Source organism: Microbacterium sp. UBA3486, assembly GCF_002377845.1.
Taxonomy (GTDB): domain Bacteria; phylum Actinomycetota; class Actinomycetes; order Actinomycetales; family Microbacteriaceae; genus Microbacterium; species Microbacterium maritypicum_A.
The window spans coordinates 19,216-44,550 of record NZ_DFQP01000077.1 but is presented as its reverse complement, the minus strand read 5'-3'; the positions used below and the strand labels follow the sequence as shown (position 1 = coordinate 44,550).

The 25,335-nt window shown below is 69.6% G+C and carries 20 protein-coding genes and 1 pseudogene; 19 read left to right on the top strand and 2 right to left on the bottom strand.

The annotated features are described in order from the left end of the window. Nucleotides 1–15 precede the first annotated feature (15 nt). Together B2869_RS11510 and B2869_RS11505 are read left to right on the top strand one after the other, a co-directional pair. A complete protein-coding gene (locus tag B2869_RS11510) occupies nt 16–1,218 on the top strand; it encodes a heparan-alpha-glucosaminide N-acetyltransferase domain-containing protein (protein ID WP_292766584.1) in 1,203 nt (400 codons plus the stop codon). 311 nt (nt 1,219–1,529) lie between these two features. Further along, entirely contained in the window at nt 1,530–4,739 is a 3,210-nt protein-coding gene (locus B2869_RS11505) for a LamG-like jellyroll fold domain-containing protein (RefSeq protein WP_292766581.1), read from the top strand. Between the two features lie 57 nt (nt 4,740–4,796). Here the strand turns inward: B2869_RS11505 and B2869_RS11500 are convergent, their stop codons facing one another. Further along, entirely contained in the window at nt 4,797–5,582 is a 786-nt protein-coding gene (locus tag B2869_RS11500; protein ID WP_292766578.1) for an SDR family NAD(P)-dependent oxidoreductase, read from the bottom strand. Nucleotides 5,583–5,732: 150 nt separating this feature from the next. On the opposite strand from B2869_RS11500, the gene B2869_RS11495 reads away from it, so the two are divergent. The 9 genes from B2869_RS11495 to B2869_RS11455 all read left to right on the top strand — a co-directional run bounded on the left by B2869_RS11495 (nt 5,733) and on the right by B2869_RS11455 (nt 14,587). Continuing rightward, entirely contained in the window at nt 5,733–6,341 is a 609-nt protein-coding gene (locus tag B2869_RS11495) for a TetR/AcrR family transcriptional regulator (protein ID WP_292766576.1), read from the top strand. Between the two features lie 54 nt (nt 6,342–6,395). Beyond that, on the top strand, nt 6,396–7,232 hold the full coding sequence (locus B2869_RS11490) for an aldo/keto reductase (protein WP_029267081.1): 837 nt from the start codon (nt 6,396–6,398) through the stop codon (nt 7,230–7,232). Nucleotides 7,233–7,322: 90 nt separating this feature from the next. After that, complete coding sequence (msuE, locus tag B2869_RS11485) at nt 7,323–7,892, top strand: FMN reductase (protein WP_029259601.1); 570 nt, start codon at nt 7,323–7,325, stop codon at nt 7,890–7,892. 33 nt (nt 7,893–7,925) lie between these two features. Further along, nucleotides 7,926–9,728: a thioredoxin domain-containing protein gene (locus tag B2869_RS11480; RefSeq protein ID WP_292766569.1), complete on the top strand. Its 1,803-nt coding sequence runs from the start codon at nt 7,926–7,928 to the stop codon at nt 9,726–9,728. Nucleotides 9,729–9,796: 68 nt separating this feature from the next. Further along, complete coding sequence (locus tag B2869_RS11475) at nt 9,797–10,540, top strand: formylglycine-generating enzyme family protein (protein WP_292766566.1); 744 nt, start codon at nt 9,797–9,799, stop codon at nt 10,538–10,540. 167 nt (nt 10,541–10,707) lie between these two features. Continuing rightward, a complete protein-coding gene (hisC, locus tag B2869_RS11470) occupies nt 10,708–11,799 on the top strand; it encodes a histidinol-phosphate transaminase (RefSeq protein WP_292766563.1) in 1,092 nt (363 codons plus the stop codon). An 11-nt stretch (nt 11,800–11,810) separates the two neighbouring features. Further along, nucleotides 11,811–13,199, top strand: a complete 1,389-nt coding sequence (locus tag B2869_RS11465; protein ID WP_231494457.1) for an amino acid permease — start codon at nt 11,811–11,813, stop codon at nt 13,197–13,199. Between the two features lie 2 nt (nt 13,200–13,201). Next, nucleotides 13,202–13,684 (top strand): Lrp/AsnC family transcriptional regulator, encoded by a 483-nt coding sequence (locus B2869_RS11460; RefSeq protein ID WP_021199914.1) that lies wholly within the window; start codon nt 13,202–13,204, stop codon nt 13,682–13,684. A 30-nt stretch (nt 13,685–13,714) separates the two neighbouring features. After that, entirely contained in the window at nt 13,715–14,587 is an 873-nt protein-coding gene (locus B2869_RS11455) for a hypothetical protein (protein ID WP_292766557.1), read from the top strand. Nucleotides 14,588–14,613: 26 nt separating this feature from the next. Here B2869_RS11455 and B2869_RS11450 read toward each other — a convergent pair whose 3' ends face one another. Further along, nucleotides 14,614–16,167, bottom strand: a complete 1,554-nt coding sequence (locus B2869_RS11450) for a dolichyl-phosphate-mannose--protein mannosyltransferase (RefSeq protein ID WP_292766554.1) — start codon at nt 16,165–16,167, stop codon at nt 14,614–14,616. A gap of 62 nt (nt 16,168–16,229) precedes the next feature. On the opposite strand from B2869_RS11450, the gene rsmI reads away from it, so the two are divergent. The 8 genes and pseudogenes from rsmI to B2869_RS11410 form a co-directional block, all read left to right on the top strand. Next, nucleotides 16,230–17,057 (top strand): 16S rRNA (cytidine(1402)-2'-O)-methyltransferase, encoded by an 828-nt coding sequence (gene rsmI / locus B2869_RS11445; protein ID WP_292766550.1) that lies wholly within the window; start codon nt 16,230–16,232, stop codon nt 17,055–17,057. Further along, nucleotides 17,054–18,166: a LacI family DNA-binding transcriptional regulator gene (locus B2869_RS11440; RefSeq protein WP_292766548.1), complete on the top strand. Its 1,113-nt coding sequence runs from the start codon at nt 17,054–17,056 to the stop codon at nt 18,164–18,166. The genes rsmI and B2869_RS11440 overlap by 4 nt, the downstream gene beginning before the upstream one ends. 177 nt (nt 18,167–18,343) lie before the next feature. Next, a complete protein-coding gene (locus tag B2869_RS11435; RefSeq protein ID WP_292766546.1) occupies nt 18,344–20,023 on the top strand; it encodes an ABC transporter substrate-binding protein in 1,680 nt (559 codons plus the stop codon). Further along, complete coding sequence (locus tag B2869_RS11430; protein WP_021199908.1) at nt 20,020–21,000, top strand: ABC transporter permease; 981 nt, start codon at nt 20,020–20,022, stop codon at nt 20,998–21,000. The genes B2869_RS11435 and B2869_RS11430 overlap by 4 nt, the downstream gene beginning before the upstream one ends. After that, nucleotides 20,997–21,911 carry an ABC transporter permease gene (locus tag B2869_RS11425; RefSeq protein ID WP_021199907.1) on the top strand — a complete coding sequence of 305 codons (915 nt, stop codon included), beginning with the start codon at nt 20,997–20,999 and terminating at the stop codon, nt 21,909–21,911. The genes B2869_RS11430 and B2869_RS11425 overlap by 4 nt, the downstream gene beginning before the upstream one ends. Continuing rightward, on the top strand, nt 21,908–23,635 hold the full coding sequence (locus B2869_RS11420) for an ABC transporter ATP-binding protein (RefSeq protein WP_021199906.1): 1,728 nt from the start codon (nt 21,908–21,910) through the stop codon (nt 23,633–23,635). The genes B2869_RS11425 and B2869_RS11420 overlap by 4 nt, the downstream gene beginning before the upstream one ends. A 37-nt stretch (nt 23,636–23,672) precedes the next feature. Continuing rightward, entirely contained in the window at nt 23,673–24,842 is a 1,170-nt protein-coding gene (locus B2869_RS11415; RefSeq protein WP_021199905.1) for a glycoside hydrolase family 1 protein, read from the top strand. Nucleotides 24,843–24,905: 63 nt separating this feature from the next. Further along, nucleotides 24,906–25,335: pseudogene (locus B2869_RS11410) on the top strand (oxidoreductase); the annotation flags it as partial.

Below are 25,335 nucleotides of genomic sequence, written 5' to 3'. Positions count from 1 at the left end.
CTCTACGATCAGGGGGTGATCACTGCTCTCGCCCCCGTCCGGTGGTTCCACGAGTTCGGACGACCTCCGCGCATCCTCGGGCTCGACGTCGCCCGAGGACTGGCGATCCTCGGCATGGCCGGAGCGCACATCGGCGAGACCGAGCCGTTCGACTGGTTCGACCCGTCGACGTGGACCGACCTGGTGCATGGACGCTCGTCGATCCTGTTCGCGGTGCTCGCGGGCATCTCGATCGCCCTCATGACGGGACGCAGCGCGCTGCCCGAACGTGAGCGCATCCCCGGCATCCGCCTGAACCTCATCGGCCGGGGCGCGGTGATCTTCGTGATCGGGCTGGCCCTCGAGATGTTGAACACCCCGATCGCAGTGATCCTCACGCTCTACGGTCTGCTCTACGTCGCGGTCATCCCGTTCCTGCGCTGGAGGCCCTGGCAGCTGCTGACGGGGGCGGCGGTGCTCGCACTCCTCGGTCCGGCGCTGCTCGCGTTCCTGAACGCGGTGATGCTGAACCCCTACGGTTCCGGCATCGGGTTCGTGCTGTACGGCACGTACCCGATCACGGTCTGGATGTCACTGGTGCTGGCCGGCATGGCCCTCGGACGCCTGCGCGTCGAGCGGATGCGCACCGCGGCGGTCGCGCTCGGCGTCGGATTCGCGCTCGTGGTGGTCGGGTACGGCCTGGGCGGCATCGGACAGGCTGCGGGCCTCACCGGTGGCATCGGGAACGGCTCTTCGGGGACGGAGATCTCGTCGGGCAGCTCGATCATCGACCCCGGCTTCGTCGACATGGGCACGGCTCCCACCGGGTGGGAGGCCTACCCGCAGGCGGTCGCCGAGACCGACCCGCTCCGTGCCGTGCTCACGGCGGTCTTCGCCGTCGATCCGCACAGCGGAGGTACGGCCGAGATCCTCGGGTCCGGCGGGTTCGCCCTCGTCGTCATCGCCCTGTGCCTGCTGCTGAGCACACCTCTGCGCTGGGCGCTGCTCCCGCTGGGTGCGCTCGGTTCCATGCCGCTCTCGGCATACAGCGCGCATGTGCTCTCGATCATGCTGGTCGGTGGACCGGGGTCGTTCTTCACCAGCAACACGTTCTGGGCCGCGACCGCGATCGGTCTGCTCCTGCTGACCACGCTCTGGTCGATGTTCTTCGGCCGCGGACCGCTCGAACGCCTGGTCGGTCGGGGAGCGACGGCGATGGCGTCGGTGCCCCGGAGCTGACTCCGTCGATGCCGACCACGTCGCCGACCATAGGGCCGACCACGTCGCCGACCACGACGAGGGCAGAGAAGACGATGTGCTAGCGTGGAACGGCGACGCTTTCTGGCGTTCGCGACCGACCCCGATCTCGGGTCGGACTGGGGAGTTTCGAACTGGGGAGTTCACACCACCGCGTTGCGGCGATCCATTCGCCGTCTCGACGTCGTCGAGTGCGCGGGGGATGACGCCTGCGCGTTCGGAACGGCATCGACTGGGGAGTCACGGTGGGGAACACGAGTTTCGGGCGACGGGCACGCGGTGCCGTCGCATCAATGCTGACGGCCGGCCTGCTGATCGCGGGTCTGTCCGGTGTGGGAGCGACGGCGGCTGCTGCAGCCGACGTGCCGCCGACGACGCCGCCGCAGCTGCAGCGCGACGAGAACGTGGTGACGTCGGATCCGATTCCGACCGTCCAGATCGACAACGGATACGTGTGGGCACAGACCACGATCGGCACCACCGTGTACGCGGTCGGCAAGTTCGACAACGCGCGTGAGCCGAAGGCCGCGCCCGGCACGGCCCTCACCGCACGCTCGAACGTGCTGGCGTACGACATCGTCTCCGGCGCGCTGTCGTCGTTCGCCCCGAAGGTCAACGGCGTGATCAAGGCCGTCGCGGCATCGCCCGACGGCACGCGCATCTACATCGGCGGATCCTTCAACAATGTGAACGGCAAGGACCGGTGGAACTTCGCGGCACTCGATGCGAAGACCGGCGAGCTGGTCCCGCAGTTCGCGCCGTCGATCGGCGGCAGTGGCGTGTACGCGATCACCACCGACGGATCGAACATCTACCTCGGGGGTCTGTTCACTCAGGCCAACGGCGTCGCCCGGAAGAACCTCGCCGCCTTCGACCAGAAGAACGGTGCGCTGCTGAGCTGGGCTCCCCAGGCCGACCGCCAGGTCGATGCCCTGGTGATGGATCCGGCCGGCACGAACGTCATCGTCGGAGGGCGCTTCTCGACGGTCAACGGCAGCAGTCTCCGTGGCTCGGCCGCTGTGGACAAATCCACCGGTGCAGCGGACACCTCCTGGGGCATCTCCCAGGTCGTGAAGAACAGCGGGAGCAGCAGCAACTCCGGTATCTTCGCCCTCGCCACCGACGCGAACTCGGTCTACGGCACCGGGTGGAGCTGGGCCGGCGGGGGCAACCTCGAGGGCACGTTCGCCGCAGAGGCGGGAACCGGAGCGGTGCGCTGGATCGCGGATTGCCACGGCGATCACTACGGCGTGTACTCGACCGGCAAAGTTGTCTACACGACGAGCCACATGCACTCCTGCAACACGATGGGCCTGCAGCCGCAGAAGAACCCGGCGGTCTACCAGTACGCCGAGGCGTACACGGCCGATGCGCGCGGCACCCTCTCCGCGAACACCTACTCGGGGTACGCAAACTGGGCGGGAACCCCTGCGCCGTCGCCCTACCAGTGGGCACCGGACTGGTCGGTGGGCACCACCACCGGACTCGGCCAGGCGGGCCTGTCCATCACGGGCGCGGGCGACATGATCTCGATCGGCGGCGAGTTCCGATCCGTCAACGGCGGTCAGTTCGAGGGACTGGTCCGGTTCTCCACGAACCCGCCTGGCGGCGCCAAGGACGGTCCCCGTGTCGCCGCTGCGGACTGGAAGCCCACGGCGGGCACATCGCCCGTCCCCGGGCGCGCTCGCGTGACGATCCAGACGAACTGGGATCGGGATGACCTGGCCCTCACCTACGAGCTGTACCGAGCCGGAACCGCTGAACCTGTGGCGAGCACGACTGCGGACGGCACCTGGTGGAAGCGCGCCACGGTCACGCTCGACGACCCGACGGCGACGCCGGGCGCGACGCAGAGCTACACCGTGGTCGCGAAGGACGCCGCCGGGAACATCGCGACCAGTGCGAGCGTGAACGCGAAGGCGAACGCGGGGACCGTCTCTGCATACACGGCCAAGGTCCTCGCGGACGGTCCCTCGCTGTACTACCCGATGGGGAACGTCGCGAAGGACTGGGCGGGCGCGAACACCCCGGTGAGCGGGTCGGGCGCCACGGTCTCGTCGGCCGGCATCGAGAACAGCGGCACGGGATCGACCGCCTTCAACGGCACCACGGCCGGCCGGGTGTCGTCCGACGCCAAGGCGGCGGCGTCGAAGGATTTCTCCTCGGAGATCTGGTTCCAGACGACCACGAAGACCGGCGGCATGCTCATCGGCTCCGGAGCCGCCAAGACGGGAAGCTCCGCGACCGTCGACCGACAGCTCTACATGACGAACAGCGGCACCCTGACCTTCGGCGTCTTCGCCGGCCAGACGCGCGCCACTGTGGCAGGGGACAAGGCGCTGAACGACGGAACGTGGCATCACGCGGTCGTCTCGCAGAACGCGGAGGGGATGAAGCTCTACGTCGACGGTGAGCTCGTCGCCTCGGATCCTGCGGTGACGACGTCCAGGACCGACTCCGCCTACCTCCGCATCGGGGGCGATGCCCTCGCGGGCTGGCCATCGGCTCCCTCGTCGAACTACTTCAAGGGTGCGCTGGATGAGGCCGCGGTGTACCCGTTCGCGTTGAACGCGGACCAGGTGCGGTCGCACTTCCAGCTGGGGAAGGGCCTGAAGGCTCCGACGGCGGCCTTCACGGCGCAGTCGACCGATCTGAGCGTGGCGGTCGACGCGTCGGGCTCGTCCGCGGACAGCGGGGCATCGATCAGCGCTTACGCCTGGGACTTCGGCGACGGTTCGACGGCCACGGGCGCGACCGCGACGCACGGATACACGGCGGCGGGGACCTACACGGTGCGCGTGACGGTGACGGACAGTCGTGGACTGTCGGCATCGAGCGAGAAGCAGGTCGTGGTCACGGCCCCCGTCGTCGCCGATGTCGTCGTGGCATCGGACGGGTTCGACCGCGCGGTCGATTCCGGCTGGGGCACCGCTGATGTCGGTGGTCTGTGGACGCCGATGCAGGGCAAGTCGACCGCGCTCTCCGTGGCAGAGGGTGCCGGGGTGATCGACCTCGCCGCAGGGCAGACGCGCGAGATGCTGCTGGACGATGCATCGGCGCGGGATTCCGCCACGACGATGTCGTACACGCTCTCGGCCGGTCCGGAGTCCGGCACGGCGTACGTCGGTGCGGGTTCTCGTCGCGCCGGCGACAGCGGGTTCCGTGCCCTGGCCTGGCATCGCGCCGATGGGGCGGTCTGGGTGGTGATCCAGCGCAACGGGACGGCGATCGCCAGCGCGGCGGTCCCCGGTCTGACCTGGAGTGCCGGGACGATGTTCCACCTGTCGACGGAGACGTCGGGTTCACCGTCGACGACCATCCGCGCCAAGGTGTGGGCCGACGGCCAGCCCGAGCCGGCGGCGTGGCAGGTGTCCGCGACGGATGCGACGTCGACGCTCCAGGGCGAGGGATCGCCGTCGGTGTTCTCGTATCGGGCCGGCAGCGCGACCGGCACGAACATCGTGCGGGTGCACGATGTCAAGGCCATCCGCTCGGGCGAGTGAGCTCAGGAACGAGTGCGCGGGTGGGGGCACCGGATCGGGTGCCCCCACCCGGTCCTCTCAGAAGTGCGTGCCGCCGTCGATGCGCACCTCGGTGCCGGTGATGAACGCACCGTCCTCGCTCGCGAGCATCGCCACGACGCCGGCGACCGACTCCGGTCCGGCGAAACCCTGACCGATCGCGGGCGCGAGCTTCATGAACAGGCTCATGTCGGCGTCGGCGGGCAGGCCCGGACCGTTGCTCTGGTTGCTCTGGCCGGATCCGTCGGTCATGCCGGACGAGATCGACCCGGGCTGCACCGCGGTGAAGCGGATCCCGCTCTTCGCGTATTCCGCGGCGAGCGCGTGGGTCATCGACTGCACGCCGCCCTTGCTGGCCGCGTAGGCCGCCATGTAGGGGTGCGCGAAGCCGGCTGAGGTCGAGCTGAAGTTCACCACGGCGGACGACGAGCCTTCGAGCAGTGCGGGGATCGCCGCGCGGATCACGAGGAACGTGCCGACCAGGTTGATCCGGATGACCTGCTCGAACTGGGCGAGCGTCGTCTCGTGGGTGTGCGAGGAGCGCAGGATTCCGGCGGCGTTCACGAGCACGTCGAGTCCGCCCAGAGCAGCGACGGCCTCGGCGACGCCGGCAGCCACGGAGGCTTCGTCGGCGATGTTCATCGTGACGGTCGTGAGGCGTTCGGCGAGTGCGCCGGCCTTGGAGACCGTGTCTTCGAGACCCGCGGTGCTGACGTCGGCGGCGACGACGCTGCCGCCTTCGCGGAGCATGCGCAGCACGGTGGCCTGACCGATGCCCGACCCTCCGCCGGTGACGAGCGCCCGACGTCCTTCGTAGCGGTTCATGATCTTCCCTTTCGTGGTGAATGTCGTGGTGGATGCGGTGATGGTGTCGCGAGGCGACGTTCCGTTGTAGGCAGACTATGCCTCTATGGCAGAACGTGCCACATAGACCCAACCTGCCGCGGCGTTCGCCTATTCCCGTACGCTGTGACGGTGGAGACCTCGACCCTCACCGAACGCCGCCGGGCCGCGACCGAGCGGGACATCGCGGCGGCCGCCGCCGCGCTGTTCGCCGAGCAGAGCGTGGCGGGGGGCACCGCCGAGCAGATCGCGGCGCGCGCGGGTGTCTCGGTGCGTACGTTCTACCGGTACTTCGCCCGGAAGGAAGACGCGATCACGCCCATCCTCAGCGTCGGCGCCCAGCGCTGGCAGGAGGCATTCGCGCAGGTGGGGGAGCTTTCGCTGCGGGAGCGGATCCCCGCCGTGATCCACGCCCAGCTCGCCGAGGACGGGTCAGGGGAGCGGTCATCCGACGGGCTCGAACTCGACACGATGCTCGGCGTGCTCCGGGGCCTCGACGACGACACGGCGATGCGCGATGTCTGGCTGCGCGTCAACGACGACTCCGAGCGTCGACTGCGAGCGATCCTCCGGGAGCGGGGGATCGCGGTGTGGGATGCGGCTCTGCTCGCCGCTGTCGCGACGGCCTCCATCCGCGTCGGTCTCGAACAGTGGGCGGCGGATCCCGACGGTGCTCGTCCCGCGGAGCGCGCTGTCGAGGCCTTCCAGGCCATGTCGCAGGGGCTCGACGGGCTCGACTGACTTCTTTCGTCACCGGCCGGTCCGACCTGTCATCACAGGTCATAGGCTGGAGGCATGACGATTCCTGCACTCGAACTGAACGACGGCAACTCCATCCCGCAGCTCGGCTACGGCGTCTTCAAGGTGCCGCCGGCAGAGACCGAGCGGGCGGTGAGCGAGGCGCTCGAGATCGGCTACCGCCACATCGACACCGCCGCCATCTACGGCAACGAAGAGGGCGTCGGCGCCGCCATCGCCGCCTCCGGCATCCCGCGCGACGAGCTGTTCGTCACGACGAAGCTCTGGAACGACCGTCACCACGACGACGAGCCGCGCGCCGCCATCGGCGAGAGCCTCGAGAAGCTCGGACTCGACGAGGTCGACCTCTACCTCGTGCACTGGCCGACCCCGGCCAAGGACGACTATGTGCACGCGTTCGCGAAGCTCATCGAGCTCCGCGAGGCGGGTCTCACCCGCAGCATCGGCGTCTCGAACTTCCTGGTCCCGCACCTGGAGCGCACGGTCAAGGAGACCGGCGTCGTCCCGGCCGTGAACCAGATCGAGCTGCACCCGGCGTACCAGCGCCGCGAAGAGGTCGCCTGGGCCGACGCGAACGGCGTCCGTATCGAGGCGTGGGGTCCTCTCGGCCAGGGCAAGTACGACCTCTTCGGCATCCCGGCGGTGGCAGATGCCGCCGCAGCGCACGGCGTCACCCCGGCACAGGCGGTGCTCCGCTGGCACCTGCAGAAGGGCATCATCGTGTTCCCGAAGTCGGTGCGCGCCGAGCGGCTGCGTGAGAACCTCGACGTCTTCGGCTTCGAACTGACCGACGCCGAGATCGCGGCGATCGACGCCCTCGACCCGCTCGACGGCTCCGGCCGCGTCGGCTCGCACCCGGACGAGGTCAACTGACCCCGCTCCCGTGGGACGGAGCCTCGGGCTCACATGACGCCCCGTGTCGCATCGCGCGACACGGGGCGCCGTCGTGAGTACCGTCGAGGCATGACAGCTCCGTTCCGTGTCGTCGCCGTGTCGGGATCCCTGCACGAGCCCAGCAAGACGACCGCCCTCGTCCGCGCGATCACCGCCGCCATCGCCGAGCGCGCCGAGGTCGAGTCGCAGCTCATCGAACTGACGCAGATCGGTCCGGGACTGGCCGGCGCGCTGCAGCGCGATCAGCTGCCGCCGGAGGTCGAGGCGCAGCTGCAGGCGATCGAATCGGCCGACCTGCTGATCGTGGGCAGCCCCGTCTACCGGGCGTCGTTCACGGGGCTCTTCAAGCACCTGTTCGATTTCGTCGGCCAGTACGACCTGGTGGGCAAGCCGGTGCTGCTCGCCGCGACCGGTGGCGGCGAGAAGCACGCGCTGATCATCGAGCACCAGCTGCGTCCGCTGTTCGCGTTCTTCCAGGCGCTCACCCTTCCGCTCGGCGTCTACGCGAGCAACACCGACTTCGACGGCTACGAGATCGCCTCCGAGGTGCTCGAGGCCCGCATCGCGTTGGCTGCCGAGCGCGCCCTTCCGCTGGTGGGGTACGCGGCATCGCGTCCGATCGAGCTGCTCGTCGGCTGACCGCACCCCCTCCGCGCGGCGTAGCGTGAAGGCATGACCAATCGGCTCGCCGACACTCTCAGCCCGTATCTCCGCGCGCACGCCGACAACCCCGTCGACTGGTACCCGTGGGGCGAGGAGGCATTCGACGAGGCGCGGCGGCGGGATGTGCCGCTCCTGATCTCGATCGGCTACTCGACCTGCCACTGGTGCCATGTGATGGCTCGGGAGTCGTTCGCCGACCCGGCCACCGCCGCGCTCATCAACGACGGGTTCGTGGCCGTCAAAGTCGACCGTGAGGAGCACCCGCAGGTGGACGGCGCCTACATGGCCGCGGCCTCCGCCTTCACGCAGAACCTCGGCTGGCCGCTCACCGTGTTCGCCACACCGCGTGGGCGCACCTTCTATGCCGGCACCTACTGGCCACCGGAAGCCCGGCCGCCGCTGCCGGCATTCCGCGACGTGCTCGCGGCGGTGCGGGAGGCGTGGACGCTGCGTCGTGCGCAGGCGGAGGAGTCGGCGGATGCCGTGACCGACGCGCTCGCCCGGGCGGCGGAATCCACACCATCCGACCTGCCGGACATGGTGGCGATCGCCGCGGCGGCCGTGTCCATCGCGCAGCGCGAGGATCAGCAGTTCGGCGGCTTCGGAGGTGCGCCCAAGTTCCCCGTCGCCACGACGCTGCGATTCCTGCAGCATCCGCTCGTGCGAGAAGGCGCTCCCGAGGCGGCGGCCGCGGCGGCACGCGCACTCGCGGCGATGGCGGGTTCGGACCTGCGCGACGCCGATGGAGGATTCTTCCGTTACGCGACACAGCGTGACTGGACCGTGCCGCACTACGAGCGGATGCTGACCGACAACGCGCAACTGCTCGAGATCGCGCGCGACGCGGGAGACGAGCAGACCGTGCGGGGCATCGCCTCCTTCCTGATCGACGTGCTCCAGCGCGACGGCGGGGGATTCGGCGCGGCGCAGGACTCGGAGTCGACGATCGACGGAGTGCGCAACGAGGGTGGCTACTACCTCCGCGCCCTCGCCGACCGTGCGGGTCTGGAGGTGCCGGCGGTCGACGGGAAGGTGATCACCGGTTGGAACGGACTCGCGATCGCCGCCCTCGCCCGGGCGGGGGCGGCCTTCGGGGAGCAGGGCTGGATCGACGCGGCCACCTCCGCTGCGGAACAGGTGCTGCGGATCAACCGGGATGCCGACGGTGCCCTGGTACGTGCTTCCCTCGACGGGCGGGCATCCGCCGCGGTCGCGACCGCCGCCGACCTCGGGCTGCTCGCCGACGGTCTGTTCGCGCTCGCCCTGGCGACGGGCGACGCGGGGTGGGCGGTCGAGGCGCGCGTCGTCCTCGACGAGGCTCTCGAGGGGGCGGCCGGTGACGACCCGCTCCTGTCGGCCCAGGGCATCGCGACGTCGCCTGATCAGACCGATGGCGACCTGCCCTCAGACGCGGCGGCCGTCGCCGGTGCCGCCCTGACGGCCTGGTGGCTGGGGGCGGGGGAGCGATATCGCGAAGCGACCGTCTCGACGGTGCGCGCGCTCGCCGAGCGCTCTCGGGAGCAGCCGTTCGCCCACGGCACGCTGCTGCGGGTGGCCGCAGGACTCGCCGTTCCGCCTCGCCAGCTCGTCGTCGTCACCGAAGCACGTGACAGCGCCCTGGCCGTGGCGGGCAGCGGTGCGGACGCCGAGGTGGTCGCCGTGGTCAGCGCCGAGCAGGCGCGATCGTTCGCGGATGCGGGATTCGCCCTGTTCCAGGGCAAGGATGCGACGACGGAACGCGCCTACGACTGCCGGGCGTTCGTGTGCCGACTGCCGGTGAGCGATCCCGCCGAGGTGTCGATCGCGCGCTGACGGTCGGCCCGCGCTCCCGCCAGGGCTCCTACGCTGGGAAGGAAACCGGTTTCGACGGAGGAGCGGGCATGGCCGTGCAGCAGATCGAGTGGGTCGACATCCCGGCGGGGACACTGCAGCGGGGAACGCCGCTCGATCAGATCGGCGCCCTCACCGTCCGGTATGCCGCCACCGGTGTTCCGCCCGCCTGGTATCGGAAGGAGACGCCGCGCCTGGCGGTCGCCGTCCCGGCGTTCCGACTCGCCCGCACCCCGGTGACGGTGGCGCAGTGGACGGCGTTCGCGGAGGCGACCGGCGCCCGTGCCCTCTCCGGCATCGACGAGCATCCGGTGATCGGGGTCTCGTGGCACGAGGCCACCGCGTACGCCGCCTGGATCGGCTCGCAGCACGGTGTGGACGCCCGCCTGCCGACCGAAGACGAGTGGGAGCGGGCGGCGCGCGGCGACGACACCCGCGAGTTCCCGTGGGGTGACGAGTACGTCCAGGGCCGGGCGAACCTGTTCGACCTGGGACTCGGCACCACGACACCCGTCGGTTCGTTTCCCGAAGGCGCCAGTCCGTTCGGGGTGCTCGACATGGCGGGCAACGTCGACGAATGGACCTCGACCCTGTACGCGCCGTATCCGGGGGCGCCCGACGACGTCCCTGCCGTCGAGGACTGGGCGGCCGACCCGCACATCACGCGCGGCGGAGCGTTCCGCCACGACGTGGATCTTGCCCGCTGTGCCCGACGGCACGGGGCGTACGAGGCGGACCTCGTCGCTGTGGGCATCGGCTTCCGCCTCGCGGCGCCGGCGATCGCGACAGCGTGACTGTGCAATCTGACTAACCGTCGCCCCAGGAGTGCCGGTCGGTTGCGCGAGATGCGCAGCTTCCGGTGCGCCGATTGCTCAGTCGATGCGATCCGTTCTACTGTTGCGCGACAGCAGGCGGTGCCGCTCGGGGGCCGCCCATGGATCACAGCAAGGACGCTCTGACGATGCCCCTCCCCACCCGCGCCGGACTCGACGCCGTTCCCGCGTACCGTCAGGGGCGCTCCGCCCCGGCCGGTGCCTCGAAGCTCTCCTCGAACGAGTCCCCGCATCCGCCGCTGCCCTCGGTCGTCGCGGCCGTGCGCGATCGCCTCGACGGCATCCACCGCTACCCGGACATGAGCGCCGCCGCCCTGCGCGAACGGCTGGCCGACCGCTACGGCGTCGATCCGTCGGAGGTCACGGTCGGTGCGGGGTCGGTCGAGATCGCCGCTCAGCTCATCCACGCGGTCGCCGGCGATGGTGACGAGGTGGTCTTCGCGTGGCGGTCGTTCGAGGCGTACCCGTCCCTGGTTCGCATCGCCGGTGCCACGCCCGTCCCGGTGCCGCTCGACGCAGACCACGGACACGACCTCGACGCGATGCTCGCGGCGATCACTCCGCGCACCCGCCTGATCTTCGTGTGCAACCCGAACAACCCGACGGGCACCGTGGTCGGCGCCGACGAGCTCGAGAGCTTCGTCGCCGCGGTGCCGCACGATGTGCTCGTGGTGATCGACGAGGCCTATGTGCACTTCGATCGCACCGAGAGTCGAGGTGCCGGCATCGAGCTGTTCCGGCGGCACCCGCATGTGGCGGTGCTGCACACGTTCTCGAAGGCCTACGGGCTCGCGGGCCTGCGCATCGGCTATGCGATCGCCCCGGCCGCCGTCGCGGAGAACCAGCGCAAGGTCGCCGTGCCGTTCGGCGTGACCGACCTCGCGCAGACCGCGGCACTCGCCTCGCTGGACGCCGAGGACGAGCTCGCGACGCGCATCGACGAGGTCGTCGTGCAGCGCGACCGTCTCCATGCCGTGCTCGTCGCGGCCGGATGGCCCGCCGTCCGGTCCCAGGCGAACTTCGTGTGGGTGCCGTCCGCCGACCGCACCGCGGAGCTCGAGAGCCTCCTGCAGAGAGGCGGCGTGATCGCGCGCGCCTTCGCCGGGGAGGGCATCCGCATCTCCTCGGGCTCTGCGGAGGACATCGACCGGGTGGAGGCCGCGCTCGCAGGCGCCGCCCGGGAACGCGGTGCTGCTGAGCGTGTGGAGGTCGGCGCATGACCGATGACCGCATGACCGAGATCCCCCCGACCACCACGACCACCAAGGGCCTGCACCCGGGCCTGACCCGCCGCCAGATCTCGATGATGGGGCTGGGAGGTGCGATCGGCGCCGGGCTGTTCGTCGGATCAGGTCAGGCGATCAGCATCGCGGGGCCCGCCGTGCTGGTGTCGTACCTGGTCGCGGGCGGCATCGTCGTGCTCGTGATGGCCATGCTGGCCGAGATGGTCGCCGCCCGGCCCAGCTCGGGTGCTTTCAGCTCATACGCCCAGAAGGCGATGGGACGCAGCGCCGGCAGCGCGGTCGGCTGGCTCTACTGGATCCAGCTGGTCGTGGTGATCGCCGCCGAGGCGACCGGTGCCGGTGCGATCGTGGCCAACTGGACGCCGGGCATCCCGGCCTGGGTGTGGGTGCTGATCTTCGTCGTCGCGCTCACCGCGGTGAATCTGTTCGGGGTGCGTAACTACGGCCGCTTCGAGTTCTGGTTCGCGGCGATCAAGGTCGCGGCGATCATCGCCTTCCTCGTGGTGGGGGTGTGCGCGATCGTCGGGCTGATCCCCGGTGTGCCGGCGACCGGCATCGCGAACCTGGTCGACAACGGCGGCTTCGCACCGAACGGCATCGCCGGGATCGCCGGCGCCCTGCTGATCGTCGTCTTCGCGTTCGGAGGTACCGAGGTCGTCGCGATCGCCGCCGCGGAGTCGAACGATCCCGCCCACAACATCCGCCGCATCGTGCGGGAGGTGCTCGTGCGCATCCTCGTCTTCTACGTCGGATCGATCTTCGTGATCGTGGCTGTGCTGCCCTGGAACGACCCCGCCGTGAAGGCGGGGCCCTTCTCGGCGGTGCTCGAGACGCTGAACGTGCCCGGCGTCGGTCTGGTGATGGACCTCATCGTGATCATCGCGCTGCTGTCGGCCATGAACGCCAACATCTACGGCGCCTCGCGCATGGCGTATTCGCTGGGGGAGCGCGGGCTCGCCCCGCTGGCCGCGACCCGCACGAGCCTCAAGGGCGTGCCGTTCGTCGCCGTGCTGGCCTCCGTGGCGTTCGGGTTCGTCACGGTCGGGCTCAACTGGGCCTTCCCTGACGTGGTGCTGCCCGCCCTGCTCAACGTGGTCGGCTCGACGCTGCTCGTGATCTGGACCGCCACCGCGGTGGCGCAGATCATCCTCCGCCGTCGCGCGGATCGTGCCGGCGAGGCGATGCCGATGCGTATGTGGGGCTTCCCCTGGCTGTCGTGGCTGTGCCTGGTGCTGCTCGCCGCGGTGATCGCCCTCGCGATGATCGATGAGGCCGCGCGCATCCAGCTGCTGCTCACGCTGGGTCTCACCGCCGTCCTCCTCCTCGTCGCCCGGGCGACCAGGAGCGTGGCCCGGCCCGGCGTCCCACGGGAGTAGCGATGCGCATCGATCGCCTCGACGCCCAGCTCATCCGCCTGCTCACGGAGTCGCCGCAGCTACCGATCCTGGAGTGCGCACGGCGACTCGGGATCGCGCGCGGCACCGCGACGAGCCGGCTCGCGCGCCTGCACGAGGGCGGGGTGATCGAGGCGATCGTGCCGCGGATCGATCCGGCGGGTTTCGGCTACGGCGTCGTCGCGTTCTGCCTGGTCGAGATCGATCAGAAGGTGGGGCACGACGACGTCGCCACGGCTCTTGCGGATGCCGTCCCCGAGATCGTCGACATGCACACCGTCACGGGGGCCAGCGACATGCAGCTGCGGCTGGTGGCGCGCGATGCCACGCGGCTGCAGGAGGTGCTCGATCGGGTCGCCCTGGTGCCGGGAGTCGCGCGCACCGCCTCGTCGATCGCGATGCGCACGCATCTCTCGGGCCGTGTGCTCCCGCTGGTCGAGCACGTCGCCGCGGACGAGGTGCTCTAGGGCGACGGTGATCCCGCTAGCATCGTCGTCATGGTCGCTGCTCCTGTGCTCGTGGACCTCGACCGTGACAGCGTCGCGATGGGCGACGACATGTCCTCCCATGCGCGCCGCCTGTCGTTTCCGGGCGGCACGCGCCTGGCAGATCTGCTCGAGGCGACGCATCCGGAGATCGAGAACCGCGGATGGTCGTGGGTCGCCGTCGTCGACGGCACCGTGTCGGCGGTGTGGTCGGTGGACCACGGTGTGCGTCTGCTGGTCAGGAACCGCCGACTGCGAGGGTCGGCGTCGCCGATCCCGGTCGTCTTCCGCTACTTCCTGCAGCTCGATCCGCAGTGGCTGCACGGGCGACTGGCGGCGGGCGCGGCGGCGAATCGGGATGCCCTGAGCGGGGAGTACGCGCCGCTCGCGGCCGAGCGCCTGGAGGCGGAACAGCGCCGCCGCGAGCGGGAGGTTCCGGAGAAGCTGCTCTCGGCACCGGCCGTCGGCGCGCTCGCGCGGCTCGGCGCGACGATCGACCTGCACTCCGACGCGCGCTGTCGGTTCCTCGCCGCGGGGGAGCGATGGGTCGTCGTGCGTTCCGACTCCATGACGGTCGTCTACCGCGCGGAGACCCCCGCACCGATCGCGTCGCTGCGTCCCCGCGCCTTCGCCGAGCTCTGGCTCGCGACGGCTGTGGGGGCGCGTGGACGGCAGGCGCACGGCCTTCCTCCGTTGCCGCCATCCGCGTCGACGGAGGTTCCGCAGCCGGAGACCATGGCGTCCTGGCCCCCAGGCACCTCGCGATGGTCGTTCAGCGGCGAGGACGGTCACGTCGCTCAGCTCTCCGGCGAGGACGCCCTGGACTGGTACCGCTTCGCGTTCGGGCGCACGCTCGACGAGATCGTGGAGTCACTCGCGGTCTGAGGGACGCCGTGGTGCGTCAGGCGGGCTCACACCCAGCCGGGCAGCCAGTTGTGCACCAGCCAGAACTCGTATGGCACGCTCATCCCCGTCCACAGGGGAAGGAAGAACGCCGACACGAGCACCACGAACGCGAGGAAGATCATCACGGTGCGCTCGCCGGACTGCCGGCGGTGCAGCGGATCCTCGCGTCGCCCGGCGATGATCCGCAGTGTCATCGCCAGCGCGAGCACGAGGAACGGCATCATCACGACGGTGTAGAACTGGAAGATCGTGCGGTCGGGGAACATCAGCCACGGCACGTAGGTGACGGCGAGGCCGACCAGGGGGATGCTCAGCTCCGGGCCGACGGGCTGCCGGGTGATCCAGCCGCGCACCAGGCGGTAGAGCAGGTAGACCGCTGCGGCCACGCCCGCGTACCAGATGAGCGGATTCGGGATCGCCGAGATCACGCCGATGCAGTGATCCGTCCCGCAGCCCGCGGGGTCGGAGTCGACCCAGACCGCCGTGGGGCGCAGCAGGAACGGCCACTCCCAGGCGGGACTCGCGTAGGGGTGCCCGCGAGTGAGGCCGACGTGGAAGCCGAGCATCGACTCGTGGTACTTCCACAGCGCGATCAGCGGGTTCGGGTCGCTCTGCCGGTCATAGCCCCCTGCCGTCACCAGCCAGCCGGTCCAGCTGATCAGGTACACCGCCAGGGCGGGGAAGACGAGCAGCACGAACGAGACCGGCCCCTGTCGGAACGCGGCCGCGGTCGGCCACAGCACCACTCCCGCGCGACGGCGGGCGAGCGCATCCGTGACGACGACGTACAGGCCGAAGCCCGCCAGCACGTACAGCCCCGACCACTTCACGGCCGACGCCGCGCCGAGGGCGGCTCCCGCGGCGATCAGCCACGGACGACGCCAGAGCACCGGACCCCAGAACGGATCGGGGGTGTCGGGATCGCGCTTCTCGAGCACCGGGATCGTCCGCTGCCGGTCGATGATCACGAAGAGCACACCCAGCAGGACGAAGAAGGTCAGGATGCCGTCGAGCAGGGCGATGCGACTCATCACGATGCTGAGACCGTCGATCGCGAGCAGCGTCCCGGCCACGCTCGCGACGATCACGGAACCGCTGAGCCGTCGCGCGATCAGGTAGACCAGGAGCACCGAGGCGCTGCCGAGCACCGCGGTCGCGAGTCGCCAGCCGGCGCTGTTGTCCGGCCCGCCGATCGCCATGCCGAGCGCGATGAGCCACTTGCCGAGCGGCGGATGCACGATGAACGCGCCCTGTTCGGACAGCGGCAGCTGCTGCAGCGTGACGAAGGCGTCGTTGGCGTTCTCGCCCCAGGTGCCCTCGTAGCCGAGCGTCCACAGCGACCAGGCGTCTTTGACGTAGTACGTCTCGTCGAAAGCGAGCTGATGCGGATGGGCGACGTTGATCAGCCGGAGGAGGGCGGCGATCGCGGTGATGACGAGGGGTGCGAGCCACCGGATCGCGCGTCCCCAGTCGGGGGCGTTGAGCAGGCGGTCACGCAGTCGCCCGTAGCGCGTCAACCGCTCATCGGGAGCGGGAAGCAGGGGCACGGGCGCGGTCACCGCTCCAGCCTAGACAACCGGCCTTCTCGGTCGGCTGCATCCGGCCCGCCTAAGCTGGGCGGGTGATCATCCTCGCCGCCACTCCGATCGGAAATCTCGGCGACGCGTCGCGCCGTCTCGTGGAGGTCTTGGAGAACGCCGAGGTCGTCGTGGCCGAAGACACCCGCACCACGCAACGTCTGCTGAAGGCCCTGCAGATCGAGAATCGCCCGCGCCTGATCGCCCTGCACGACCACAACGAGAAGCAGAAGGCCGCCGAGCTGGCGGCTCTCGCGGCCGAGACCGACATCGTGGTGATGAGCGATGCCGGGATGCCCACCGTGAGCGACCCCGGCTACGGGCTGGTCGCCGAAGCGGTCGCTCAGGGCGTCACGGTGACCGCGATCCCCGGGCCGAGCGCGGTGCTGATGGCACTCGCGATCTCGGGCCTGCCCACCGACCGCTTCACGTTCGAGGGGTTCCTGCCGCGCAAGCCGGGGGAGCGGCGTTCGACTCTGCGCGCGCTGGCGGCCGAACCCCGCACCATGGTCTTCTTCGAATCGCCCGCCCGCCTCGCGAGCTCCCTCGCCGACATGGGGGCGGCATTCGGCGACGACCGGCGGATCGCGGTGTGCCGAGAGCTGACGAAACTGTACGAGGAGGTGCGCCGCGGCACAGCATCGGAACTCGTCGCCTGGGCCGAGGACGGCGTGAAGGGTGAGATCGTCGTCGTGGTCGAAGGGGCGGCGCACCGCGATGCCTCCCCGGAAGACGCTCTCGCGCAGGTGCAGAAGCTCGTCGCCGACGGCATCCGGTTGAAGGACGCCGCCTCCGAGGTCGCCGGCCTCACGGGTCTCTCCTCCCGCGACCTCTATCAGGCCGCCCTCGCCGCCCGCTCCGGAGGAGCGTGACCGTGAGCAAGGCGGCGACCGTGTACGACGTGGCCGATCGGGCCGGCGTCTCGATCGCCACGGTCTCGCGTGTGCTGCGCTCGCCGGATGCGGTGCGCCCGGTCACCCGTGAGCGCGTGCTCGACGCCGTCGCCGCGCTGGGGTACGTGCCCAGCGGCAGCGCCCGCGGACTCGCCGAGCGTCGAACCGGGGTGCTCGGGCTGTACTTCCCGGGGTTCGACGCCGCCGAGGATGCTCCGCCCCTCGACGCGCTCTCCGCCGCCGACGCCGACGCACCGCCGTTCGAGATCGTCCGCGACGAGGTGGAATCCGACGGCCGGCACACCTCGATGCTGTTTCTCGACGAGGTGCTGCGCGGTGCGGAGCTGGAGGCCTGGAAGCAGGGTTTCGTGCTGATGGTCGGCGTCGGGCGGGACGACCCGGATCGCTCTACCGTGCGCGACATGGCGGGCCGTGTGGACGGGCTCATGGTCCTCGCGAGCAGCGTGCCGGACGACGTGCTGGCCCGGCTGGCGCGGCGCATCCCCGTGGTGGTGCTCTCGGGTCCTCCCCGCGGCGATCACTACGACCACGTCACGGTGAGCAACGCCGAGGCGATGGGTGAGCTGACCAGGCACGTGCTGGTGCAGGTGGGAGACGGGCGGCTCGCGTTCCTCGCGGGGCCCGCGGATTCGCCGGACGGCCTGCAGCGCTGGGAGGGGTTCGCGGCCGCCGTGACGGCTGCCGGTGGTGGGCTCGACGACGTGACCGTGCTGCGCGGTGACTTCACCCGCGCATCGGGGCGCCGCGCGGCCGAGGAGCTTCTCGCCGCGGGGGTGCCGGCCGCGCTGATCGCCGCGAACGATCAGATGGCGCTCGGAGCGCTCGACGTGCTCCGAGGCGCCGGTATCCGCGTGCCGGACGACGTGCTGGTGACGGGCTTCGACGGGATCGAGGCCGCCGCGCTGTCGCAGCCTCCGCTGACCACGATCCGTCAGCCGATGATCGACCTCGGCCGGGCGGCCGTTCAGGTGCTCGCCCGGCGGCTGGAGAACGCGGAAGCCGACCCGGTGGTCGCCCGGCTGCCCCTCCAGATCCTGCTGCGCGAGAGCTCTCAGCGCCCCGTCTGAACGGCGCGGCCATGGTCGGCGCGCCCGTGTCAAGGGGTTGCGATCGCAAAATGTATGCGCTTACAATCACTGAGGCGGTGCACACCGCCCTGAGACGGCGCAGGCCGTGCGGGTGTTCCGAAGTTCCGGTGGTCCGGCAGGGGCGCCCTTCATGACAGAGACGACATGAGGTGGCAGATGTCAGGTGGCAGAACACCGGGACGGCGCATGATGCAGCGCTGGCGCCGAGCGACGATCGTGGGCCTCGCGGCCGTGGCGGTCGCCCTCAGCGGCTGCAGCATCCAGATCACGTCCCAACCCGATCCGTCGATCGGTGCCGACACGATGCTGATCAATGCCGACAAGGGCAACCCGTTCTTCACGAAGAACTTCAACCCGTACCTCACCAACACGCGCACCGCGTCGCGGTGGATCTACGAGCCGCTGATCCTGATCAATCCGCTCGACGGCACGCAGAACCCGTGGCTCGCCTCCGAATGGAGTCAGCCCGACGCGCGCACGATCGTCATGACGATCCGCGACGACGTGAAGTGGAGCGACGGCGAAGACCTGACGCCCGAGGACGTGGCCTTCACGTTCCAGCTGCTCAAGGACAACCCGTCGCTCGACATCAAGGGCGCATGGCAGCACCTCGACAGCGTCGAGACCGAGGGCAGCGACGTGATCCTGCACCTCAAGACCGAGGACGCGCCATCGCTGGCGATCCTCGGTCAGACCATGATCGTGCCCGAGCACCTCTGGTCCGATGTGAAGGACCCCGGAACGTATCGCAACGAGGATCCGGTCGGAACCGGGCCGTTCGTGCTCGGCAACTACAACGACCAGCAGTACTCGATGGACAAGAACCCCGACTACTGGCAGGCCGACTCGATCGAGATCGAGCACATCATCCTCCCCGCCACGAACTCGCAGCTCGACACCGTCACCCGCGGTTATGACTGGGCCTACTCCTTCATCTCCGACGTCGAGGGCACCTGGGGCGCGGCGAGCGAGCACAACGCGTGGTGGTTCCCGCCCGGCGGCGTGATCGCGTTGATGCCGAACCTCGAGGTCGCGCCCTTCGACGACGTGAACGTGCGACGCGGCATCGCGCTCTCCCTCGATCGTGAGGAGATCGCCGAGACCGCCTCCGAGGGATACATGAAGCCGGCGGGCCAGACGGGTCTCATCCTGCCGAACCAGGAGCAGTACCTCGATCCGAGCATCCCCGATCAGGGCATGATCACCCAGGACGAGGATGCCGCTCTCGCCGCCTTCGCCGACGCGGGCTACACCCTCGACGGCGACCGTCTCGTCGACGCGAACGGCGAGCAGCTCGAGTTCGCGCTGACCACGGCGAACGGGTATTCCGACTGGACCAGGGCGGCGCAGACCGTGCGCAGCCAGCTGGCCGACGTCGGCGTGAAGGTCACGCTCAAGCTTCCGCAGCCCGCGGGATATCAGAGCGCGATCAGCAACGGCGACTTCGAGATGGCGATCGGCGGCATGGGCAACGGCGACGTGTACCAGGCCTACAACAACCTGCTCTCCAGCGAGTTCTACGTGCCGTCGGGAAAGCCGACCGCGAACAACTTCGAGCGCTACAAGTCGGACAAGGTCGACGCACTGCTCGCCGAGTATCGCGAGACCGTCGACGCCGCCCGCCAGGCCGAGATCGTGAAGGAGCTGCAGGGCGTCGTCTATGACGAGATGCCCGTGATCGGCCTCTACTACGGCGGCATCTGGGGCCTGTTCAGCGACGCCAAGTTCACCGGCTGGCCGAGTGAGGAAGACCCGTACATGATCCCGCAGAACTACGACTCCGCGCCGCTGGGCATCTTCACCCGGCTCGAGCGCGTGAAGGAGGACGACAAGTGAAGTACGTGCTCCAGAAGTTCGGCCTGTTCGTGCTCACGCTGTGGGCCGCGGTCACCCTGAACTTCTTCCTCCCGCGCATGATGCCCGGCTCCCCGGCGGATGCCGCCATCGCCAAGCTGTCCCAGAACGGGCCGGTGTCGGACGCCACGCGCGCAGCCATCGAGGCGCAGCTGGGGGTTCCGACCGGATCGCTGTGGGACCAGTACATCGCCTATCTCGGCCAGGTCGTCCGGCTCGACTTCGGCGTCTCGTACACGTTCTATCCGCAGTCGGTGTCGAGCATGGTGTCCACGGCGCTGCCGTACACGATCGGGCTCGTCGGCATCGTCACGATCCTCGCGTTCGTGATCGGCACGCTCATCGGCGTCGCTGCCGCCTGGCGTCGCGGCACCTGGCTCGACACGCTCCCGACGCTGACCGGTTCGTTCCTCAGCACGTTCCCGTACTTCTGGACCGCGCTGCTGCTGCTGTTCTTCTTCGGCTACGTGCTGCACTGGTTCCCGACCACCGGCGCCTATTCGGCGACCACGACACCCGGGTTCACCTGGGAGTTCCTCGGAGACCTGCTCAGCCACGCGTTCCTGCCGGCCCTGACGATCCTGCTCACCTCCCTGGGCGGCTGGATCATCGGCATGCGCAACGCCATGATCAACACGCTCGGCGAGGACTACATCACGTTCGGCGAGGCGAACGGGCTGCACGGCCGCACGATCGCCCTCCGCTACGCCGCGCGCAACGCGATCCTGCCGAACCTCACCGGCTTCGGGCTCACGCTCGGCGGTGTGGTCGGTGGATCGATCCTGGTGGAACAGGTGTTCGGGTATCCGGGCATCGGCTATCTGCTCTTCAACGCCGTGATCGGGCAGGACTACCCGCTCATGCAGGCGCTCTTCCTGATGATCACCGTGAGCGTGCTCATCGCCAACTTCCTCGTTGACATCCTGTACGGGGTACTCGACCCAAGGACCCGCCGATGACTTCCACCATGAACGTCAAGATCCCCGCCGAGCGCATCGCCGCGCCCAGCCCATGGCGCGCCTTCGGACGCATGGTCGCCACCCTCTGGAGCAATGGCAAGGCACGGCTCGGACTGTGCATCCTCGCCTTCTTCGTGCTCGTGGCGGTGTTCGCCCCCGTCCTCGCCCCCTACGGCGCGAAGGACAACACCTTCGAGCGCAACGCCGATGCGTCGTGGGCGCACTGGCTCGGCACGACGGCCGCGGGGGAGGACGTGCTCAGCCAGCTCATCTACGGCGCACAGGTCAGCCTGCTCGTCGGCTTCGCCGCCGGCATCCTGTCGACCATCGTGGCGGTGCTCATCGGTCTCAGCTGGGGCTACATGCGCGGCTTCGCCGGCGAGGTGGTCGGCTTCATCGTCAACCTCTTCCTGGTGATCCCCGGACTCCCGCTCATGATCGTGATCGCCGCGTACCTGCAGAACGGCGGCATCCTGATGATCATCGCGGTCATCGTGGTGACCGGCTGGGCCTGGGGCGCCCGTGTGCTCCGCAGCCAGACGCAGTCGCTGCGCGGCAACGACTTCGTCACCTCGGCGCAGTTCTCGGGCGACAGCAGGACGCGCATCATCTTCCGCGAGATCCTGCCCAACATGACGTCGATCATCGCCGGCACGCTCTTCGGGGCGGCGACGGCCGCGATCCTGGCGGAGGCAGGCCTGGAGTTCCTCGGCCTCGGCGACTCCAGCATCGTCAGCTGGGGCACCATGCTCTACTGGGCGCAGAACTCCAACTCCCTGCTCACCGGACAGTGGCTGCTGCTGTTCGCCCCCGGTCTGTGCATCGCACTGCTGGCGTTGAGCCTGACACTGATCAACTTCGGCGTGGACGGCATCTCCAATCCGCGCCTGCGAGAGGGGAAGGGTCGATGACCGCCATGGCACCCGCGACCACCACCACGGAGAACGACATCCTGCTCGAGGTGCAGGGGCTGTCCGTCGAATACGCCTCGCCGGGCACGAAGCCCGTCACCGCGGTCGAGAACGTGTCGTTCTCGCTCCGCCGCGGCGAGTTCGTCGGTCTGGTCGGCGAGTCGGGGTCGGGCAAGTCGACCCTCGGCTTCGCCCTCACGCGACTGCAGAAGCCCCCGGCGCGCATCAGCGCTGGGCGCATCCTCTTCGGCGGGCGCGACATCCGCGAGCTGGATGCCGAGGAGCTGCGTCGTCAGCGTCAGGGCGGATTCGCCATGGTGCTGCAGTCGGGCATGAACGCCCTCAACCCCGTGCGCACGATCGGCAACCACTTCCGCGACATCTTCGCGGCGCACGGACACGTGCCCAAGGACGCCCGCGATGCGCGTGCCCGTGAGCTCATCGGCAAGGTCGGCCTCGACGCGTCGGTGCTCGCCCGTTACCCGGGTGAGCTCTCCGGCGGTATGCGCCAGCGTGCCTCGATCGCGCTCGCGCTGTCTCTCGAACCACAGCTGATGGTGTTCGACGAGCCCACCACGGCGCTCGACGTGCTCGTGCAGCACGCGGTGATGGACACGATCAAGGAGCTGCAGCGGGCCGAGCACTTCACCGCCATCCTCATCAGTCACGACCTCGGCATCGTGCTGGAGGCGACGGACCGGGTGATGGTGATGCACGAAGGGCACATCGTCGAAGACGCCAGGAGCATCGACATCCTCGAGCGCCCGCAGGACGAGTACACCCGGATGCTCCTCAGCCACTACGCGGACCCCCGCGCGGAGAAGATCGAGATCCCCGGCTTCCTCGACGCCGGTACCCGCCGTCGTGAAGGACGTGCGCGGACCGACGTCACCGAGACGCTGCCGACCGTGTCGTCGCGCGACACCCGTCGTGCGGATGCGGCGATCGTGGTGGAGGGCGTCTCGAAGCACTACCCGGCCCCTCGACGTGGGCAGGACGCCGTGACCGCGGTCGACGACGTGTCGTTCCGGCTCGAACCGGGGGAGGCCCTGGCACTCGTGGGCGCCTCGGGCTCGGGCAAGTCGACCATCGCCAAGATGTTGACGGGCGTCGAGAAGCCGACCTCCGGTACGGTGCACTTCGGCGATGTCGACGTCGCGACGCTCAAACGCCGTGGACTGCGCGACCTGCGCAAGGACGTGCAGATGGTGTTCCAGGATCCGTATGCGGCGCTCAACCCGCTGCACACCGTCGAATACGCCCTCACCCGTCCGGTCATGAACTACACGACGCTGCGCGGGCCAGAGGCCAGGGCGCGAGTGCTCGAACTGCTCGAGACGGTCGGCCTCACGCCCGTCGAGCAGTTCGCGGCCAAGCTGCCGCACCAGCTCTCCGGCGGGCAGCGGCAGCGCGTCGTGATCGCCAGGGCGCTCGCGAGCGACCCGCAGGTGCTGATCGCCGATGAACCCGTCTCGATGCTCGACGTCTCGCTGCGCGCCGGGGTGCTGGCTCTGCTGGAGGATCTGCGCGAGAGGTGGGGCATCAGCATGCTCTACATCACGCACGACCTGCTGAGCGCGCGCCTGGTGACCCAGAACATCCTGGTGCTCAACGGCGGCCGGGTGGTCGAGCGTGGTGAGACCTCGGAGGTGCTGCAGCATCCGGAGGATCCATACACGATCCAGCTGCTGGACGCGGTGCCCAATCCCGCGCGCCTGCGCTGACCGTCACGACTTCAACAAAAGAGAGAGGAGAGCACTCGTGCTCGCATTCCCCGACGGCTTCCTGTGGGGTGCCGCGACAGCGGCCCACCAGGTGGAGGGCAACAACACCACGAGCAACTGGTGGGCGATGGAACACGCGCCCGGCTCGCCCATGGTGGAGCCCTCCGGTGACGCCGCCGACCACTTCCACCGCTACCCGGAGGACATGCGGCTGCTCGCCGCCGCCGGGCTGAACTCCTACCGGTTCTCGGTGGAGTGGGCGCGGATCGAGCCCGAGCGCGGCTTCGTCTCCCGGGCGATGCTCGACCACTACCGTCGCATGATCGACACCGCGCGCGAGAACGGGCTCGACCCCACGGTCACGCTCATGCACTTCACGGTGCCGCAGTGGTTCCAGAAGGACGGCTTCTGGCGTGCCGACGACGCGGTGGATCTGTTCGCCCGCTACGTCGAGACCGTGCTGCCGATCCTCGACGGCATCGACTACGTGTGCACGATCAACGAGCCGAACATCGCGGCGATGCTGGCCGGGGGAGAGGACGCGGCGAACCTCGTCGCCTACGGCCTCCCGAACCCCGACCTCGCCGTCGCCGACACGCTGCTCGAGGCGCACCACCGCGCATCGGAGATCCTGCATTCGGTGCCCGGTGTCAAGGCCGGATGGACCATCGCCACGCAGGCGTTCCACTCCACGGGAGAGCCGGGAGCCGACGAGATGCTCGCCGCGTACGGCGACCCCCGCGACCACTGGTACCTCGACCAATCGGCCGGCGACGACTTCGTCGGCGTGCAGGCCTACACCCGCACCTTCATCGGTCCCGAGGGCCCGCGCCCGGTGGCGGACGATGTGGAGACCACGCTGACCGGCTGGGAGTTCTTCCCCGAGGCGCTCGAGATGGGAGTGCGCAGCGCCTGGGAGCGCAGCGGGGGAGTGCCCGTGCTCGTGACCGAGAACGGCATCGCGACCGCTGACGACACGCGGCGCATCGCCTACACGCAGGGTGCGCTCGAAGGACTGCACCGCGCCATCTCCGACGGCATCGACGTGCGCGCCTACCAGCACTGGAGCGCGCTCGACAACTACGAATGGGCCAGCGGCTTCCGGCCCACGTTCGGCCTGATCGGCTTCGACCACGAGACGTTCGAGCGCTCGCCGAAGCCGTCGCTCGCCTGGCTCGGAGAGGTCGCGCGCCGCAACGGCCTCTGAGAGGCGCCGCCGACCCCGCCGCGGATGCGCCCCCGGCATCCGCGGCGGGGTTACCCTCGGGTCATGACGAACGCGATGCACGCGACGCGGGGGGAAGAGACGCGGCGGGACACCCTCCGGGCAGCCGCCGCCGGCCTGAGCGCGTCGTTCCTCGCCGTCGGCCTGGCGGAGCTCGTCGCCGCGGTGGTGGAGCCGAGCGCGAGCCCGTTCGCCGTGATCGGGAGCGGGCTCATCGATCTCGCACCGAGCTGGGCGAAGGACACCGCCATCGCGCTGTTCGGCACCGGGGACAAGGCGGCCCTGATCACGGGGATCGCCGTCGTGCTCGTCGTCGTCGCCGCCGTCGCCGGGATCCTGGAGCGCAGACGATCCGGTATCGGGGCGGTGATCCTGGGAGCCCTCGGCGTTCTCGCCGTCGTCGCGGCGATGGTCCGACCCGGCGCGGGACCCTTCGCCTGGCTCCCCGGTCTCATCGCCGGGCTCGTGGCGGTGA